The organism is Cupriavidus sp. TMH.W2, from assembly GCF_050847365.1.
Lineage (GTDB): Bacteria > Pseudomonadota > Gammaproteobacteria > Burkholderiales > Burkholderiaceae > Cupriavidus.
Map to the genome: position 1 here is coordinate 371,987 of NZ_CP193792.1, position 15,905 is coordinate 387,891.

Consider the following 15,905-nt stretch of genomic DNA (forward strand, 5'->3'; position numbering starts at 1 on the left):
CCCATCCGCCTGACGCAGTACAGCCATGGCACAGGCTGCGGCTGCAAGATTTTCCCGAACGTGCTCCACATGATCCTGGCCGTAGAGATCCAGTGATGCGTCCTGACACCTCGGATTTCCGCACCCTGTTCCTCAGCGGCGTGGCCATGCTGGACGTGCGCGCGCCGCTGGAGTTCGCGCACGGGGCGTTCCCCGGCGCGGTCAACCTGCCGCTGATGGATGATGCCGAGCGCCATGAGGTGGGCCTGTGCTATGCGCAGAAGGGCCAGCAGGCGGCGATCGAGCTGGGCCACCAGCTGGTGTCGGGGCTGCGCAAGGCGGCGCGGATCGCAGCCTGGGCCGAGTTTGCGCGCGCGCATCCGGACGGCTACCTGTATTGCTTCCGCGGCGGGCTGCGCTCGCAGCTGGTGCAACAGTGGCTGCATGCGGCGGGTATCGACTATCCGCGCGTGACCGGCGGCTACAAGGCCATGCGCGGCTTCCTGATCGAGACCATCGATACATCGGCGGCACAGCAGCAGTGGTTCGTGCTCGGCGGCCTGACCGGCACCGGCAAGACCGATGTGCTGGCCGACGTGCCTGCCGCGATCGACCTGGAAGGCCATGCGCGGCACCGCGGCTCGGCCTTCGGCCGGCGCGCGCTGGCACAGCCGCCGCAGATCGGCTTCGAGAACGCACTGGCGATCGACATGCTGCGGCATATTGACGCAGGCTGGCGCGCGCTGGTGGTGGAGGACGAGGGCCGCTTCATCGGCAGCCGCGACGTGCCGCAGGTGCTGTCGCAGCGCATGCAGGCCAGCCCGCTGGTTTGGCTGGAAGCGTCCTTCGAGCAACGCGTGGAGCGCGTGCTGCGGGACTACGTGGAGGGGCTGGCGGCCGAGTTCATCGCCGAGACGGGCAGTGCCGAAGGTTTCGAAGCCTATGCCGCGCGCCTGCGCGACGCCATGGCCGCGATTGCGCCGCGCCTGGGCGGCGCCCGCTACGGCAAGCTGTCAGCGCTGCTGGACCAGGCGCTGGCGCGGCAGGCGGAGCACGGCGAGCTGGCGCTGCATCGCGGCTGGATCGAGGTGCTGCTGCGCGAGTACTACGATCCGATGTATGCCTTCCAGCGCGAGAAGCGCGAGGCGCGCATCGTTTTCCGCGGCGACCGCGCCGCCGTCACCGACTGGCTGCGGACACACACGGCGCAGGCCTAGCCGGCCGGCTCAGTGGCTGCCGCAGACCGGGCAATCCGGTGTGCGCGCCAGCCGCATCGTGGTCCATTCCATCGACAGCGCATTGACCATCAGCAGCCGGCCCGCCAGGCTGTCGCCGACGCCGGCGAGCAGCTTGAGCGCCTCGGCCGCCTGCACCGTGCCGACCATGCCGACCAGCGGCGCGAACACGCCCATGGTGGCGCAGGCCACTTCCGGCGCGGGTTCGGCCGGCGGGAACAGGCAGGCGTAGCAGGGCGCGTCCGGCCGGCGCCGGTCGAACACGCTGATCTGCCCGTCGAAGCGCAGCGCCGCACCCGACACCAGCGGCACCTTGTGGCGCACGCAGGCGCGGTTGACCGCCTGGCGCGTGGCGAAGTTGTCGCAGCAGTCCAGCACCACGTCAGCCGTGGCGACGAGCTGGTCCAGCTCCGCATCGCCCACGCGCGCGGGCACCGTGACGATCTCCAGCCCGGGGTTGATGCGCAGCATGCCTTCGCGCGCCGAATCCACCTTGGGCCGGCCCACGTTGGCGGTGGTGTGGATGATCTGGCGCTGCAGGTTGGTCAGGTCGACCTCATCGTTGTCGACAATGGTGATGCGGCCCACGCCGGCCGAGGCCAGGAAGGGCAGCGCGGCCGCGCCCAGGCCGCCGGCGCCGATCACCAGCGCATGCCCGGCCAGCAGGCGCCGCTGGCCCTCGATGCCGAGCTCGTCGAGCAGGATGTGGCGCGAGTAGCGCAGCAGTTGTTCGTCGTTGAGGCCGTCGTCACTCATGGTCGATCCTTCTGCGAGCGCGAAGAGGAGGGCGGTGTCGGAGGCTCCAAAGCCGCCCGAGCTAGCCCAAGCAAGGTGTTCTCCCTCTCCCTCATGGGGAGAGGGCCGGGGTGAGGGGTGGTTTAGCCAGGAGCCACATCAAGCGGGGCCAACGGTTTTAACCCACAGGCCTCAGCCATTGACGCCTCTGCCCTCACCCCCTGCCCCTCTCCCGCAAGCGGGAGAGGGGAGCAAACCGGCAGCCTGATTCAGGACTCAGGCCTTCAGGGTGCCTTGCCCGTCGGCGTGCCCAGCGGCTCGCCGATCGGCGCGCTGGCCGGCGGCTGCTTGGCCGGGGCCGCCGGCTTGGCCGCCGGTGCGCTGGCGCCCTTGGCACCGCTCTTGGCGGACGGCTTCGCCGCCTTGCCGTTGTCGGCCGGCGGGTTGGTCTCCAGCTTCGACTTGGAGCGCTTGACCGGTTGCCCGTTGAGCTGGGCGATGGCCTGCTGCAGCATGAAGTCGTCGGCAGTGCCGAACTCCACCGGCTTCTTGCGGCGGTCCTTCTCGCGCTCTTCCGGCGTCTTCTTTGCGTTCTCTTCTTCCAGGCGGCGCAGTTCTTCCACCCGGCGCTGCTCGCGCTCGGTCATTTCCGGCTCTTCCGATTCCTGCTTGTTGTGCAGGTGGCGCTCGGTGTCGATCTCGCGCGTGATCAGCGCGTCGTCCGGATCGCCTTCGGGGTTCTGGTCGACCGGGATATCCGGGCGGATGCCCTTGGCCTGGATCGACTTGCCGCTCGGCGTGTAGTAGTACGCGATGGTCAGCTTGATGCCGGTATCGTTGGTCAGCGGGCGCACGGTCTGCACCGAGCCCTTGCCGAAGGTGGTCTTGCCCATGAGCAGCGCGCGGTGGTGGTCCTGCAGCGCGCCGGCCACGATCTCCGAGGCCGAGGCCGAGTAGGCGTTGGTCAGCACCACCATCGGGATCTTCTTGTAGAGCGCGGGCAGGTCCTTGAGCGGATCCTCTTCCAGCGACGACAGGCGGTAGTTGTTGAACGACGCCTTGTAGACGCGCTTGGCATCGGGCACCTGGCCGTTGGTGGACACCACGGTGGCGTCGTCCGGCAGGAACGCCGCGGCCACGCCGACCGCGCCCTGCAGCACGCCGCCGCCGTTATTGCGCAGGTCCAGCACCAGGCCCTTCATGTTGGGGCTCTTCTGCGCCAGCTCGGCCAGCTTGCGGGCCAGGTCGGAGACGGTGCGCTCCTGGAAGCTGGTCAGGCGCACCCAGCCGATATTGTTGTCCAGCATCTTGGCCTTGACCGACTGCACGCGGATCTCGGCGCGCGTGATCGAGACCGGGAAGGTGCGTTCCTCGCTCTTGCGGTAGATGGTCAGCGTGACCTTGGTGCCGGGCTCGCCGCGCATGCGCTTGACCGCCTGCTCCAGCGGCAGGCCGCGCACGGGCTTGTCGTCGATGCGGGTGATCAGGTCGCCCGGCTGGATGCCGGCGCGGAAGGCAGGGGTGTCCTCGATCGGGTTGATCACCTTGACCAGGCCTTCTTCCTGCGAGATCTCGATGCCCAGGCCGGCAAAGCGCCCGCGCGTGCCTTCCTGCAGTTCCTTGAAGTCTTTTTCGTCGAGGTAGGCCGAGTGCGGGTCGAGGCTGGCGACCATGCCCTTGATGGCTTCGGTCAGCAGCTTTTTGTCATCGACGGGCTCCACGTACTCGCGCTTGATCTGCCCGAAGATATCGGCCATCAGCCGCAGCTGGTCCAGCGGCAGGGGCCCCGATGAATTCTGGGCGGTCGCCGAGATCTGCAGCGTGGCGAGCACGCCGGCGACGAGGCCGACAGAAACTAGGCTGATGTTCTTGAGCGTCTTGCGCATGAGGGCTGCCTGAACGTGTACTGGAAGTACTGGTGTACGGTATGGGGATTATGCCGGCTGCGGCCGCCCGGCGCCGGGCGGTTTGTCCGACAGCGGTTTGTCCGACAGTATAAGTGCGAGTGGAGAAACGGGCCTGTCCCGTCCCGGCTCAGGGTGGGCGGCCGCACATCTGCGGGCGGCCACCCCGGCGGCTTTCAGCGTGCCTTGCCCTGGCTGGCCACGGCCGCCAGCGAGGCGGCGATGGCGTCCTGGTCACCCAGGTAGTAGTGGCGCAGGGGGCGCAGTTCGGCGTCCAGCTCATAGACGAGCGGGGTGCCGTTGGGGATATTGAGTCCGACGATATCGTCATCCGAAATCTGGTCCAGGTACTTCACCAGCGCGCGGATGCTGTTGCCATGGGCGGCAATGACCACGCGCTTGCCGGATTGGATGTCGGGGACGATGGATTCGTTCCACAGCGGCATCACGCGGGCCACCGTGTCCTTCAGGCATTCGGTCAGCGGGATCTCGTTGCGCGGCACATTGGCGTAGCGCGGATCGTCGTACGAGGCACGCGGATCGGCCGGCTCCAGCGCCGGCGGCGGCGTGTCATAGCTGCGGCGCCACACCAGCACCTGCTCGTCGCCAAACCTGGCGGCCGTTTCTGCCTTGTTCAGGCCGGCGAGGGCGCCGTAGTGGCGCTCGTTCAGGCGCCATTCGTTGCGCACCGGGATCCACATCAGGTCCATTTCATCCTGCACGTGCCACAGCGTGCGGATGGCGCGCTTGAGCACCGAGGTATAGGCCACGTCGAAGCCCAGGCCGGCCTCCTTGAGCAGCTTGCCGGCCTGGCGCGCCTGGCCGGCGCCGGTCTCGGTCAGGTCGACGTCGACCCAGCCGGTAAAGCGGTTTTCAAGGTTCCACGTGGATTCGCCGTGGCGGATGAGGACAAGCTTGTACATGCTGCTGCTTCCAGAGAGTAGGTAACCTGCATGCGTCCGCGCCGTCACCTGGAGGGGGCCGAGGGGCCCTTTGTGGACATCTCATGTCTCAGACAGGCGACAATGGTGGCTGGCCATGCGACGGCAGGGCCTGGACGCCAAACCGCGTATTTTATAATGCCGCCGACCCAACCTACCGGAATGCCAACGTGAATTTCTTCGCCGACTACAACAACCTCGCTCTGATCGCCCTTGCCGTGGTCTCGGGCGGCCTGCTGGCCTGGCCCGCGATCTCGCGCAGCACCCGCGGCAAGTCCGTCAATACGGCCGCCGCGACCCAGCTGATCAACAAGCGCGGCGCAGTCGTGGTCGACATCCGCGAGCCCGCCGAGTATGCCAAGGGTCACCTGCCGCAAGCCAAGAGCGCGCCGCTTGCCGACCTGCCCGCGCGCGCGGCCGGCCTTGCAAAGGACAAGGCCGCCCCAATCATCGTGGTGTGCCAGAACGGCCAGCGCTCGGGCAAGGCCCAGGCAGCGTTGAAAGAAGCCGGTTACAGTGAGATCTACGCGCTCGAGGGCGGCATCGCCGCCTGGCAGCAGGCAGGCCTGCCGCTGGTGAAGTAAGCACCGGCAACGCTGCCGTATCCGTCACAGCGCGCGGCCCGCACATGCGGGGCGCGCGCATTGCATTCAAGGAGAACCCGCATGGCCCGTGTCGTCATGTACAGCACCGTGGTGTGCCCGTATTGCCAGATGGCTGAACGCCTGCTCAAGTCGAAGGGCGTGGAAACGATCGAGAAGGTCCTGATCGACCGCGAACCCGGCAAGCGCGAGGAGATGATGAGCCGTACCGGGCGCCGCACCGTGCCGCAGATCTACATCGACGAGACCCATGTGGGCGGCTTCGACGACCTGTCGGCGCTGGACCGCCAGGGCGGCCTGGTGCCGCTGCTGGCCGCCTGAGCCAGATCTTGCGCTTGCGCCGGCTTTTGCTGGGAATTGTCTGATTCCGGGCCGGCCCGGCCCCGGCGCACCCCCGGCTCGGGTGAATTCACCACCCGCGTCATGTACCATATGCGTTTTCCAACCGGGCACCGGCCGGCCTTGCTGGCTGCAGCCGAAGCGCCCAACGCCCATCCTCCCGGAAGCCTTTCATGAGCGACCAGCAAAACACCCAGCAGGACGATCAACCGTTCTTCAATATCCAGCGCGTCTACCTGAAAGACATGTCGCTGGAGCAGCCCAACTCGCCCGGCATCTTCCTGGAATCGGAAGCCCCGTCGGTGGAAGTACAGGTCAACGTCGGCGCTTCGCAGCTGCAGGAAGGGATCTTCGAAGTGGTGGTGACCGGCACCGTGACGACCAAGGTGCAGGACAAGGTTGCCTTCCTGGTGGAAGCGCACCAGGCCGGCATCTTCGATATCCGCAACGTGCCGGCGGAGCAGCTGGACCCGCTGCTGGGCATCGCCTGCCCGACCATCCTGTACCCGTACCTGCGCGGCAATATCGCCGACGTGATCACGCGCGCCGGCTTCCAGGCCATCCACCTGTCGGAAATCAACTTCCAGGCGCTGTACGAGCAACGCCTGCAGGCCGCCATGGAAGAAGCCCAGGGTGCCCAAGGCGGCAACAGCGGCATCGTGATGCCCGACGGCAGCCAGGCCCGCCACTGATTCCGGCGTACTGAACCATCATCGAAACGGGGCTGCGGCCCCGTTTTGACTTTGGACTACCATGGGTGGCGTCAACCTCTGCGCCATCTTCTGTTCGAGCTGCCATGAAACTGACCTTCCTCGGCGCCGGTGCCTGGGGCACCGCCCTCGCCAGCCATGCGGCGGCCACCAACGACGTGGTGCTGTGGGGGCGCGACCCCGCGCAGCTCGCCGCGATCGCGGCCACGCGCGAGAACGCCGCCTACCTGCCCGGCGTGACGCTGTCCGAACGGCTGGCGGTGCAGGCGGATTTCGAGCGGGCCGTGGCGCACGCCGCCGACGACCCGGACGGCATCGTGGTGGTGGCCACGCCGGTGGCGGGGCTGCGCGAGATGACGCGCCGGCTGGCCACGCGCGGCGGCAGGCCGGTGTCGATGCTGTGGCTGTGCAAGGGCTTCGAGTCCGGCACTCACCTGCTGCCGCACCAGATGGTGCGGGCCGAGCTCGATGCCGCCGGGCGCACCGAGGGCTTCGCCTACGGTGTGCTGACCGGCCCCAGCTTCGCGCGCGAGGTGGCCCTGGGGCTGCCGTGCGCGCTGACCGTGGCGGGCAATGAGCCGTCGCTGGCCGATCGCGTGCAGGCGGCATTCCACCATCATGCGATGCGCATCTACGGCAGCGACGACCTGACCGGCGTGGAGGTCGGCGGGGCGGTCAAGAACGTGCTGGCCATCGCCACCGGCGCCAGCGACGGGCTGGGCCTGGGCCTGAACGCGCGCGCCGCGCTGGTGACCCGCGGGCTGGCCGAGATGACGCGCCTGGGGCTGGCGCTGGGCGGCCGGGTCGAGACCTTCATGGGCCTGGCCGGCGTGGGCGACCTGATCCTGACCGCCACCGGCGACCTGTCGCGCAACCGCAAGGTCGGCCAGCAGCTGGCGGCGGGGCAGAGCCTGGAACAGGTCCTGGCCGGTCTGGGGCATGTCGCCGAGGGCGTGCGCTGCGCCCAGGCGGTGGCCGAGCTGGCCGCCACCCACGGCGTCGAGATGCCGATCGCCCGCGCGGTCTGCGCCGTGCTGTTCGACGGGCTGAGCGCCGCCGATGCAGTGGCGCAGCTGCTGCAGCGCGACGCACGCGACGAATGACCGCCCGCGCCCCTATCTACCTGATCCTCCGCACCGCATGCCCACACGACGACAAGCGCTGATCGCGCTGGCTGCCGCCTGCACCGCCGGGACTTCCGGCAGTGTCTTCGCCCAACCCTGGCCCGCGCGGCCGATCCGCATGGTGGTGCCGTTTCCGCCGGGCTCTTCGCCCGACCTGATCGCGCGCATCGTGACCGAGAAGCTGGCCACCGCGCTGGGCCAGCCGGTGCTGGTGGAGAATCGCCCGGGCGCCGGCGGCAATATCGGCACCGGCATGGTGGCGCGCGCCGCGCCCGACGGCTATACGCTGCTGTTCACCATCAACGGCCCGCTGGTGACCGCGCCGACGCTGTCGCGCAACCTGAACTACGACCCCTTCCGCCAGCTGGCGCCGGTTACGCTGGTCGCGACTTCGCCCAACGTGCTGGTGGTGGATGCGCGGCTGCCGGTGCACAACCTGCGCGAATTCGTCGCGCTGGCACGGTCCAGGCCGGGTGAACTGAACTATGGCTCCCCCGGCAACGGCAGCGCCTCGCACCTGGCGATGGAGCAACTGAAGGCGGCGGCGGGCATCGACCTGCAGCACGTGCCGTATCCCGGCTTCCCGCAGATCACCACGGCGATGGTGGGCGGGCAGGTGCAGGCGGGTTTCATGGTGCCGGCGATCGCGATGCCGCAGGTCAACGCGGGCAAGCTGCGCATGCTGGCCGTGACCACCACGGGGCGCACCGCCGTGCTGCCGTCGGTGCCGACAGTGGCGGAGTCCGGCTATCCGGGCTTCGAGGCGATTTCCTGGCAGGCGGTGCTGGCGCCGGCTGGTACGCCGCAGGCGGTGATCAACCGGCTCTACCGCGAACTGGTGGCGATCATCGGCAGCGCCGACGTGCGCGACAAGATGCGCGCGCAATATTTTGTGCCGGCCGGCACCGCGCCGGCATCGCTGCGCCAGACCATGGTGAGCGAGAAAGCGCGCTGGGACAAGGTGATCCGCGCGGCCGGCGTGCAGCCGGAGTAGACGTCAGTTGCCGCCCTCGAACCCGTTCTGGCGCCACGCCTCGAACACCACCACGGCGACGGTGTTCGACAGGTTCAGGCTGCGGTTGTCCGGGCGCATCGGCAGGCGGATGCGCTGCGCGGGCGGGAACCACTCGCGCCGTTCCGGCGACAGCCCGCGCGTTTCGGAGCCGAACACGAACCAGTCGCCGGGCCGGAACGCCACCTGGCCGAACGGCGTCGACCCGCGCGTGGTCAGCGCGAACATGCGCGTCGGGTCGGGCTGTTCGCTGGCCATCAGCGCGTCCCAGCTTTCATGCACGCGCATGGTGGCGTATTCGTGGTAATCCAGTCCCGCGCGGCGCATGCGGGCGTCTTCCAGCGGAAAACCCAGGGGTTTGACCAGGTGCAGCTGCGCGCCGGTGTTGGCGCACAGGCGGATCACATTGCCGGTGTTGGGCGGGATTTCCGGTTCGACCAGGACGACGTTGAACATGATGCAGGGGGATGGCGGGCGCATGGCGCCCTTCGTCAACACGGTGCGCAGCTTACCGCGCGCACCATCCCCTGTCATCCGGGCACTACGGCGTGCGCAGCGCGACGATCACGCTGACCCGTGCCGCGCCATGCGCCTTGAGCACGCTGGCGGCCTCGTGCAGGGTTGCGCCGGAGGTCATCACATCGTCGACCAGCGCCACGTGCAGGCCGTCCAGCCGCTCGGCGCGGGCCAGCCTGAAGGCGCCGCGCAGGTTCACCTGCCGGGCGGCCAGGTCCAGCGCGCGCTGGCTGCCGGTGTCGCGCTGGCGCTGCAGCAGCACCGGGTCGGCGCGCAGGCCCAGGCGGCGCGCCAGCGGCCGCGCGATTTCCCAGGCCTGGTTGAAGCCGCGCGCGGCCAGCCGCTGCGGCGACAGCGGGATCGGCGCGAGCAGGTCCGGCGCACCTTCCCGGGCCCAGGCCCCTGGCAGTCCGGCGGCCAGCCTGGCCGCGAGCCAGCCCGCCAGCGGCAGGGCGTGGCCGAACTTGAGCGCCAGCACCAGCTGGTCCTGCGGCGAAGCGTAGTCGCCCAGCGTGTAGGCGCGATCGAAGGCTGGCGGCGACGCGGCGCAGGCCGGGCAGTGGAAGTGGCGCCCCAGCGCCAGCGCGCAGGCGGGGCAGCGCCGCACCGGGCGCAGCAGGTCGGCGGCGCAGGCTGTGCAGACCACCTGCCGCTGCACCGCCCCGCACAGCGCGCAGGCACTTGGCAGCAGCAGTTCGCTGGCGCCGGCCAGCGCGCGGCCGGCGGCGCCGGCAGCCAGCGCGGCGCGCGCGTATACTTGCCGTCCGGCCGCGGCCCATCGGGCGCGGCGGCCGCGTTCGTCCGGCGCCGGGGCCTGATCGTGTATCTGTCCCCGCGCCGCTTCCTGGTCTTCTTGCTGCCCTGTCTGCCTGTGTCCCTGCATGCCGCCGATTCCTCCACTGGCCCTGATGCCTTCCTGCCGCCCGCGCGCCTGACCCGGCTCGCCTTCGACCGGCGCAGCCGCGGCTTCGGCCAGCTGGAGTTCCTGCTGGGCGAGATCGGCCGCCGCATGCAGGAGCGCATGGAAGTGATCCGCCTGGCGCCGCAGCGCGCGCTGGATATCGGCTGCGGCCACGGCCAGGGCCTGGCCGGGCTGCGCGCCCGCTTTCCGGATGCGCAGATTGCCGGCCTGGACATCTCCGGCGCGATGCTGGCCGAGGCCGGCCAGCGCGACCCGCAGCGCCGGCCCGGCTGGATCGGCCGCATGCTGGGCAAGCGGCCGCTGTTCGACCTGGTCCAGGGCGATCTTGCCACATTGCCTTTTGCGCCCGCGAGCTTCGACCTGCTGTGGTCCAACCTGGCGCTGCACTGGCATCCGGAGCCGCACCGCGTGTTCCCGGAGTGGCACCGCGTGGCGCGCGACGAAGGGCTGGTGCTGTTCTCGCTGTTCGGCCCGGATACCCTGAAGGAGCTGCGCGCGGCCTTTGCCGAGGTCGACGATCTGCCCCATACGTTGCGCTTTGTCGACATGCACGACATCGGCGACATGCTGGTGCACAGCGGCTGGTCCACCCCGGTGATGGACATGGAGGCCGTGACCGTGACCTACGAGTCGCCTGCCACGCTGCTGCGCGAGGTGCAGGCCTTCGGCGGCCTGCGCGGGCCGGCCGGGGCGCTGCCGCAGGGCCTGCGCGGCCGCGGCTGGTATCAGGCGCTGAGCCGGGCGCTGGAGCGGCGGCGCAACCCCGACGGCGTGATCCCGCTGACCTTCGAGATCGTCTATGGCCACGCATGGAAGCTGGCGCCGCGCGGCGGCCAGGCAGTCGACGACCAGGGCCGCGCGGTGGTGCCGCTGGACCAGATCGGGCGTGCAAGACCGCGCCGCGCGAGTTAAAACAGAGTTAACTTGCGCCGGAGCGGGATTGCCGCAAACATAGCGCCGGCGCGGCGGGCAGGGCGATGGTCGGGCTCTTGCCAATGCACAGAATCGAGCGGCGCGCAAGCCTTGCGGTCAAGGCGCGCCCTTGTCCGTGTATGGGAAGCGCCCTATAATGCGCCAGTTTGTCGCAGTGGTCCCCTGGCACAAGAACGTCCTGGTTTGCACGCACTGTGCGGTCCGGACGCCATCGTCCCGGGTGTGCATCCGATGCAGAGTGGTTGGCGATGCAAGACTTGGGTATCGCATTCCAGACGGCAGGTGGTGACTCCGGCGGAAATCTCGACGGACCTCCCTCCTCGCCCCACGACTGGCTGATGAAGCGGAATTGCTCGCTGAGTCCACGCCAGGTCGGCTGGTTTTACCTCTCGATCCTCACGGTTTCGCTTGCCATCGCGTTGTTTTTTGCGTGGCAAGGGTCGTGGCTCGTGCTGCCGTTTGCCAGCATCGAGCTGATCGGACTGGGGATCGCCCTGCTTGTGTATGCGCGCCATGCGACAGACTATGAGCGCGTCAGCATCACCGACGGCACGCTGGTCGTGGAGACAGCCAGCGCCGGACGGGTGACGCGCCAGGAATTCAATCCGTGCTGGGTGCGGATCGAACTGGGTGAATCGTTCCGAGCGCTGGTGACGCTGCGCTCGGGCGTGCGTGCGGTACAGGTGGGGTGTTACGTGGACCCGTACCGGCGACGCAAGTTCGCGCAGGAGCTCGCAGCGGCCTTGCGCTGCCTCTGAGAGGCGGCGGGAGCGGCGGCGGGGACAGATTTGAATCTGTAAATTGGGTAGATAACAAATGAAAATGTGGAAGAAGGCATCCGCAGTTTGTCTGGCCGGGGCGTCCCTGCTTGCCAGCCAGGCGGCGTCCGCGGTCAGCGACATGCCGGGCGGCCCCGCCGTGCGCCAGCTCAACCTGACCGAGCCGGTCACCAAGATCGCCGAACAGATTCACTGGCTGAACTGGATGATGCTGATCATGTGCACCGTGATCTTCGTCGCGGTGTTCGGCGTGATGTTCTATTCCATCTTCAAGCACCGCAAGGCCAAGGGTGCCAAGCCTGCTTCCTTCCACGAAAGCATCACGGTCGAAGTGATCTGGACCATCGTCCCGTTCATCATCGTGATCGCCATGGCCCTGCCGGCCACCAAGACCGTGGTGGCCATGAAGGACACCACCAATTCCGACATCACCATCAAGGCCACCGGCTACCAGTGGAAGTGGGGGTATGACTACCTGAAGGGCGAAGGCGAAGGCATTTCCTTCGTGTCGACCCTGACCACGCCGCGCGAGCAGATCAACAACGAGCAGCCCAAGTCGAACACCTACCTGATGGAGGTGGACAACGAACTGGTGGTGCCCGTCAACAAGAAGATCCGCATCGTCACCACCGCCAACGACGTGATCCACGCCTGGATGATCCCGGCCTTCGGTGTCAAGCAGGATGCGATCCCCGGCTTTGTGCGCGACACCTGGTTCAAGGCCGAGAAGACCGGCGTGTACCGCGGCCAGTGCGCCGAGCTGTGCGGCAAGGAACACGCCTTCATGCCGATCGTGGTGCGCGTGGTTTCCGACGCCGACTACGCCAAGTGGGTCGACGGCAAGAAGAAGGAGCTGGCGGCCAAGGCCGACGATCCCAACAAGACCTGGACCCTGGACGAAATGAAGGTCCGCGGCGAGAAGGTCTACGCCGCCAACTGCGCGGTCTGCCACCAGCCGAACGGCAAGGGCGGCGGCGCATTCCCGGCGCTGGACGGCTCCAAGATCGTGAACGGCCCGAAGGCCGGCCAGATGCACATCCTGCTGGAAGGCAAGAACGCGATGCCGATCTGGAAGCATCTGTCGGACACGGAACTCGCATCGGTCATGACCTACACCCGCAACAGCTGGGGTAACAAGACCGGCGAAGTGATCCAGCCTAGCGATTTCGTCAATGCCCGCGCGGGCAAGTTCCCGGAAGGCGGCGGCGCTGGCGGCGATGCTGCCCCGAAGGCAGACGCCAAGCCCGCAGACAAGGCAACGGACAAGCAGGCCAGCCTCGCGGGCAACCGCGCCGCAGGCTGACTCGCTGAAGAAAGAACAGGATTAGAGGAGCATTTGCGATGAGTACTGCTACCCCGGACGCGATCGCCCATCCGCACGACCACGCGCATGATGATCACGCCCACGATCATCCGCATGGCTGGCGCCGCTGGCTGTTTGCCACCAACCACAAGGACATCGGTACGCTGTACCTGCTGTTCTCGTTCACCATGCTGCTGTCGGGCGGCGTACTGGCGCTGCTGATCCGCCTGGAGCTGTTCGAGCCGGGCCTGCAGTTCTTCCGCCCCGAGCTGTTCAACCAGTTCACCACCATGCACGGCCTGGTGATGGTGTTCGGCGCGATCATGCCGGCCTTCGTCGGCTTCGCCAACTGGATGATCCCGCTGCAGATCGGCGCGTCCGACATGGCGTTCGCGCGCATGAACAACTTCAGCTTCTGGCTGATGCCGCCGGCCGCGCTGCTGCTGGCCGGTTCGTTCTTCGCCCCGGGCGGCGCCACCGCCGCCGGCTGGACCCTGTACGCGCCGCTGTCGGTGCAGATGGGCCCGGGCATGGACATGGCCATCTTCGCGATGCACATCATGGGCGCGTCGTCGATCATGGGCTCGATCAACATCATCGTGACCATCCTCAACATGCGCGCCCCGGGCATGACGCTGATGAAGATGCCGATGTTCTGCTGGACCTGGCTGATCACCGCCTACCTGCTGATCGCCGTGATGCCCGTGCTGGCCGGCGCCATCACCATGGTGCTGACCGACCGCCACTTCGGCACGAGCTTCTTCTCGGCTGCCGGCGGCGGCGACCCGGTCATGTACCAGCATATCTTCTGGTTCTTCGGCCACCCCGAGGTCTACATCATGATCTTGCCGGCGTTCGGGATCATCTCGCACGTGGTGCCGGCGTTCGCCCGCAAGCGCCTGTTCGGCTACAGCTCGATGGTGTACGCCACCGCCTCGATCGCCATCCTGTCGTTCATCGTGTGGGCCCACCACATGTTCACGACCGGCATGCCGGTGACCGGCCAGCTGTTCTTCATGTACGCGACCATGCTGATCGCGGTGCCGACCGCCGTGAAGATCTTCAACTGGATCGCCACCATGTGGCGCGGCTCGATGACCTTCGAGACCCCGATGCTGTTCGCGATCGGCTTTATCTTCGTGTTCACCATCGGCGGCTTCACCGGCCTGATGCCGGCCGTGGCCCCGATCGACATCCAGCTGCAGGACACCTACTTCATCGTGGCGCACTTCCACTATGTGCTGGTGGCCGGCTCGCTGTTTGCGCTGTTCGCGGGCTTCTACTACTGGGGTCCGAAGTGGAGCGGTTTCATGTACAACGAAACCCGCGGCCAGATCCACTTCTGGGGTTCGCTGATCTTCTTCAACGTGACCTTCTTCCCGATGCACTTCCTGGGCCTGGCCGGCATGCCGCGCCGCTATGCCGACTACCCGACCCAGTTCGCGGACTTCAACGCGATCGCGTCGATCGGCGCGCTGGGCTTCGGCCTGATGCAAGTGTATTTCTTCTTCTTCGTGGTGCTGCCGTCGTACCGCGGTGGCGAGAAGGCCGCGGACAAGCCCTGGGATGGCGCCGAGGGCCTGGAGTGGACCGTGCCGTCGCCGGCACCGTTCCATACCTTTGAAGTGCCGCCGCAAGTCCGTTAAACGGCGCGCCACGCAACAAGGTTTCGGAGGCGGACCGCCGGTCCGCCTCCCGAGCCGGCAGATGAAGGCAGTAGCAGCAATGACGCAGGCTCCAGACAAAAACCCATCCCGACCGGACCAGAAAGCCGCCAACCGGCGCCTTGGCCTGATCCTGTTTTCCATCGTGGTGGTTTTCTTTTTGGGGTTCTTCGCCAAGATGGTGTTCCTTGGCTGAAGCTGCAGGGTAGTGAGATGAGCGTCGACCAGCAGGACCAGGCAAGCCGGGAAGCCGAGCAGCGTTTCAACCGCGGCATGATGCTGCGGCTGATCGTGATCGTGACGCTGATGTTCGGCTTCGGCTACGCGCTGGTGCCGCTGTACAAGAAGATCTGCGACATTACCGGCCTGAACGTGGTGACGACGCGGGACCTGTACGGCGGCTCGCTGAAGAACACGCAGGTCGACAAGAGCCGCACCGTTACGGTGGAGTTCGACTCGAACGCGCGCGGGCCTTTTGCCTTCCGGCCGGTGAAGAACAGCATGGAAGTGCACCCGGGCGAGATGACGACGATCGTCTACGAGGTGGCCAACGGGCAGTCGCGCGATATCTCCGCGCAGGCAATCCCGAGCTACGCGCCCAAGCAGGCGACCGAGTACTTCAAGAAGCTGGAGTGCTTCTGCTTCAAGCAGCAGACGCTCAAGGCGAAAGAGGCGCGCGAGATGCCGGTGGTGTTCGTGATCGATCCCGCGCTGCCCAAGGATGTGAAGAGCATTACGCTGTCGTACACCTTCTTCGAGGTGGGCGCGCCGGTGGCGCAGGCGCCCGAAGGCCAGCTGGCACCGCAGCCGGCACCGGCGGGCAAGGGCATCTGAAGCGGGCCGCCGGCCAGGCCGGCAATGCGGAGGACGGGCGATGGACGAGATGAAGGACGCGGTCAGGCGCAAGATGTCGTTTGCGCAGACCATGCGCGCGGTGCTGTGGTCGTTCATCGGCCTGCGCAAGGGCGCGGAGCACGAGCGCGACATGGCGCGGCTGAACCCGGTGCACGTGGTGATCGCCGGCCTGATCGCGGCGGCGGTCTTCATCGCGATCCTGGTGGTGATCGTGCGCGTGGTGGTGAGCCAGGCGGCAGCGTAGCAGGGCAGGAAGGGTAGACAACAAAAGCAGTCGCAGAACAAAGCAACCGCGGCGGCGGGGCCGGCCCACAGGAGGCGGGTGGCCTGCAGTGCCAAGGCGGGGACAACG

The 15,905-nt window shown here is 67.6% G+C and carries 18 protein-coding genes; 13 read left to right on the plus strand and 5 right to left on the minus strand.

From position 1 onward, the window contains the following. Nucleotides 1–95 precede the first annotated feature (95 nt). The gene (gene mnmH / locus ACREYQ_RS01740; protein WP_432259092.1) at nt 96–1,196 is read left to right on the plus strand and encodes a tRNA 2-selenouridine(34) synthase MnmH; all 1,101 of its coding nucleotides are present in this window, start codon (nt 96–98) and stop codon (nt 1,194–1,196) included. Between the two features lie 9 nt (nt 1,197–1,205). Here the strand turns inward: mnmH and ACREYQ_RS01745 are convergent, their stop codons facing one another. The 3 genes from ACREYQ_RS01745 to gpmA form a co-directional block, all read right to left on the minus strand. Then, nucleotides 1,206–1,970: a HesA/MoeB/ThiF family protein gene (locus tag ACREYQ_RS01745; RefSeq protein ID WP_432259093.1), complete on the minus strand. Its 765-nt coding sequence runs from the start codon at nt 1,968–1,970 to the stop codon at nt 1,206–1,208. 263 nt (nt 1,971–2,233) lie between these two features. Next, nucleotides 2,234–3,835: a S41 family peptidase gene (locus ACREYQ_RS01750; RefSeq protein WP_432259094.1), complete on the minus strand. Its 1,602-nt coding sequence runs from the start codon at nt 3,833–3,835 to the stop codon at nt 2,234–2,236. Between the two features lie 194 nt (nt 3,836–4,029). Beyond that, a complete protein-coding gene (gene gpmA, locus ACREYQ_RS01755; protein WP_432259095.1) occupies nt 4,030–4,776 on the minus strand; it encodes a 2,3-diphosphoglycerate-dependent phosphoglycerate mutase in 747 nt (248 codons plus the stop codon). A 188-nt stretch (nt 4,777–4,964) separates the two neighbouring features. Between gpmA and ACREYQ_RS01760 the strand changes: the two genes are divergently transcribed. The 5 genes from ACREYQ_RS01760 (at nt 4,965) to ACREYQ_RS01780 (ending at nt 8,563) form a co-directional block, all read left to right on the plus strand. After that, nucleotides 4,965–5,378: a rhodanese-like domain-containing protein gene (locus tag ACREYQ_RS01760; protein ID WP_078195149.1), complete on the plus strand. Its 414-nt coding sequence runs from the start codon at nt 4,965–4,967 to the stop codon at nt 5,376–5,378. 81 nt (nt 5,379–5,459) lie between these two features. Beyond that, nucleotides 5,460–5,717, plus strand: a complete 258-nt coding sequence (gene grxC, locus ACREYQ_RS01765; protein ID WP_432259096.1) for a glutaredoxin 3 — start codon at nt 5,460–5,462, stop codon at nt 5,715–5,717. A 191-nt stretch (nt 5,718–5,908) separates the two neighbouring features. Further along, nucleotides 5,909–6,427, plus strand: a complete 519-nt coding sequence (gene secB / locus ACREYQ_RS01770; protein ID WP_432259097.1) for a protein-export chaperone SecB — start codon at nt 5,909–5,911, stop codon at nt 6,425–6,427. Between the two features lie 104 nt (nt 6,428–6,531). After that, a complete protein-coding gene (locus ACREYQ_RS01775; protein WP_432259098.1) occupies nt 6,532–7,548 on the plus strand; it encodes an NAD(P)H-dependent glycerol-3-phosphate dehydrogenase in 1,017 nt (338 codons plus the stop codon). A 37-nt stretch (nt 7,549–7,585) separates the two neighbouring features. Beyond that, a complete protein-coding gene (locus tag ACREYQ_RS01780; protein WP_432259099.1) occupies nt 7,586–8,563 on the plus strand; it encodes a Bug family tripartite tricarboxylate transporter substrate binding protein in 978 nt (325 codons plus the stop codon). Between the two features lie 3 nt (nt 8,564–8,566). On the opposite strand, the gene trmL is transcribed toward ACREYQ_RS01780, so the two are convergent. Both trmL and ACREYQ_RS01790 read right to left on the minus strand, forming a co-directional pair. After that, the gene (gene trmL, locus ACREYQ_RS01785; RefSeq protein ID WP_432260339.1) at nt 8,567–9,037 is read right to left on the minus strand and encodes a tRNA (uridine(34)/cytosine(34)/5-carboxymethylaminomethyluridine(34)-2'-O)-methyltransferase TrmL; all 471 of its coding nucleotides are present in this window, start codon (nt 9,035–9,037) and stop codon (nt 8,567–8,569) included. Nucleotides 9,038–9,122: 85 nt separating this feature from the next. Then, nucleotides 9,123–9,980: a ComF family protein gene (locus ACREYQ_RS01790; protein ID WP_432259100.1), complete on the minus strand. Its 858-nt coding sequence runs from the start codon at nt 9,978–9,980 to the stop codon at nt 9,123–9,125. Between ACREYQ_RS01790 and ACREYQ_RS01795 the strand changes: the two genes are divergently transcribed. The 7 genes from ACREYQ_RS01795 to ACREYQ_RS01825 all read left to right on the plus strand — a co-directional run bounded on the left by ACREYQ_RS01795 (nt 9,969) and on the right by ACREYQ_RS01825 (nt 15,797). Next, a complete protein-coding gene (locus ACREYQ_RS01795) occupies nt 9,969–10,931 on the plus strand; it encodes a methyltransferase domain-containing protein (protein WP_432259101.1) in 963 nt (320 codons plus the stop codon). The two genes, ACREYQ_RS01790 and ACREYQ_RS01795, sit on opposite strands and share 12 nt — an antisense overlap. A gap of 269 nt (nt 10,932–11,200) precedes the next feature. Beyond that, the gene (locus ACREYQ_RS01800; RefSeq protein ID WP_432260340.1) at nt 11,201–11,710 is read left to right on the plus strand and encodes a DUF2244 domain-containing protein; all 510 of its coding nucleotides are present in this window, start codon (nt 11,201–11,203) and stop codon (nt 11,708–11,710) included. 58 nt (nt 11,711–11,768) lie between these two features. Beyond that, nucleotides 11,769–13,034, plus strand: coding sequence for a cytochrome c oxidase subunit II (coxB, locus tag ACREYQ_RS01805; protein WP_432259102.1), 1,266 nt, complete (start codon nt 11,769–11,771; stop codon nt 13,032–13,034). Nucleotides 13,035–13,072: 38 nt separating this feature from the next. Beyond that, nucleotides 13,073–14,680: a cytochrome c oxidase subunit I gene (gene ctaD, locus ACREYQ_RS01810; RefSeq protein WP_432259103.1), complete on the plus strand. Its 1,608-nt coding sequence runs from the start codon at nt 13,073–13,075 to the stop codon at nt 14,678–14,680. Nucleotides 14,681–14,759: 79 nt separating this feature from the next. Beyond that, the gene (locus tag ACREYQ_RS01815) at nt 14,760–14,894 is read left to right on the plus strand and encodes a cytochrome oxidase small assembly protein (RefSeq protein WP_432260341.1); all 135 of its coding nucleotides are present in this window, start codon (nt 14,760–14,762) and stop codon (nt 14,892–14,894) included. A gap of 17 nt (nt 14,895–14,911) precedes the next feature. Then, nucleotides 14,912–15,532: a cytochrome c oxidase assembly protein gene (locus tag ACREYQ_RS01820; RefSeq protein WP_432259104.1), complete on the plus strand. Its 621-nt coding sequence runs from the start codon at nt 14,912–14,914 to the stop codon at nt 15,530–15,532. Between the two features lie 40 nt (nt 15,533–15,572). Next, on the plus strand, nt 15,573–15,797 hold the full coding sequence (locus ACREYQ_RS01825; protein WP_432259105.1) for a DUF2970 domain-containing protein: 225 nt from the start codon (nt 15,573–15,575) through the stop codon (nt 15,795–15,797). Nucleotides 15,798–15,905 lie beyond the last annotated feature (108 nt).

What these genes read in the sequence shown, in the direction of transcription:
- mnmH (WP_432259092.1), top strand. Translation starts at nt 96, where the DNA reads ATGCGTCCTGACACCTCGGATTTCCGCACCCTGTTCCTCAGCGGCGTG.
- ACREYQ_RS01745 (WP_432259093.1), bottom strand. Translation starts at nt 1,970, where the DNA reads ATGAGTGACGACGGCCTCAACGACGAACAACTGCTGCGCTACTCGCGC.
- ACREYQ_RS01750 (WP_432259094.1), bottom strand. Translation starts at nt 3,835, where the DNA reads ATGCGCAAGACGCTCAAGAACATCAGCCTAGTTTCTGTCGGCCTCGTC.
- gpmA (WP_432259095.1), bottom strand. Translation starts at nt 4,776, where the DNA reads ATGTACAAGCTTGTCCTCATCCGCCACGGCGAATCCACGTGGAACCTT.
- grxC (WP_432259096.1), top strand. Translation starts at nt 5,460, where the DNA reads ATGGCCCGTGTCGTCATGTACAGCACCGTGGTGTGCCCGTATTGCCAG.
- secB (WP_432259097.1), top strand. Translation starts at nt 5,909, where the DNA reads ATGAGCGACCAGCAAAACACCCAGCAGGACGATCAACCGTTCTTCAAT.
- ACREYQ_RS01775 (WP_432259098.1), top strand. Translation starts at nt 6,532, where the DNA reads ATGAAACTGACCTTCCTCGGCGCCGGTGCCTGGGGCACCGCCCTCGCC.
- ACREYQ_RS01780 (WP_432259099.1), top strand. Translation starts at nt 7,586, where the DNA reads ATGCCCACACGACGACAAGCGCTGATCGCGCTGGCTGCCGCCTGCACC.
- trmL (WP_432260339.1), bottom strand. Translation starts at nt 9,037, where the DNA reads ATGTTCAACGTCGTCCTGGTCGAACCGGAAATCCCGCCCAACACCGGC.
- ACREYQ_RS01790 (WP_432259100.1), bottom strand. Translation starts at nt 9,980, where the DNA reads ATGCAGGGACACAGGCAGACAGGGCAGCAAGAAGACCAGGAAGCGGCG.
- ACREYQ_RS01800 (WP_432260340.1), top strand. Translation starts at nt 11,201, where the DNA reads ATGCAAGACTTGGGTATCGCATTCCAGACGGCAGGTGGTGACTCCGGC.
- coxB (WP_432259102.1), top strand. Translation starts at nt 11,769, where the DNA reads ATGAAAATGTGGAAGAAGGCATCCGCAGTTTGTCTGGCCGGGGCGTCC.
- ctaD (WP_432259103.1), top strand. Translation starts at nt 13,073, where the DNA reads ATGAGTACTGCTACCCCGGACGCGATCGCCCATCCGCACGACCACGCG.
- ACREYQ_RS01815 (WP_432260341.1), top strand. Translation starts at nt 14,760, where the DNA reads ATGACGCAGGCTCCAGACAAAAACCCATCCCGACCGGACCAGAAAGCC.
- ACREYQ_RS01820 (WP_432259104.1), top strand. Translation starts at nt 14,912, where the DNA reads ATGAGCGTCGACCAGCAGGACCAGGCAAGCCGGGAAGCCGAGCAGCGT.
- ACREYQ_RS01825 (WP_432259105.1), top strand. Translation starts at nt 15,573, where the DNA reads ATGGACGAGATGAAGGACGCGGTCAGGCGCAAGATGTCGTTTGCGCAG.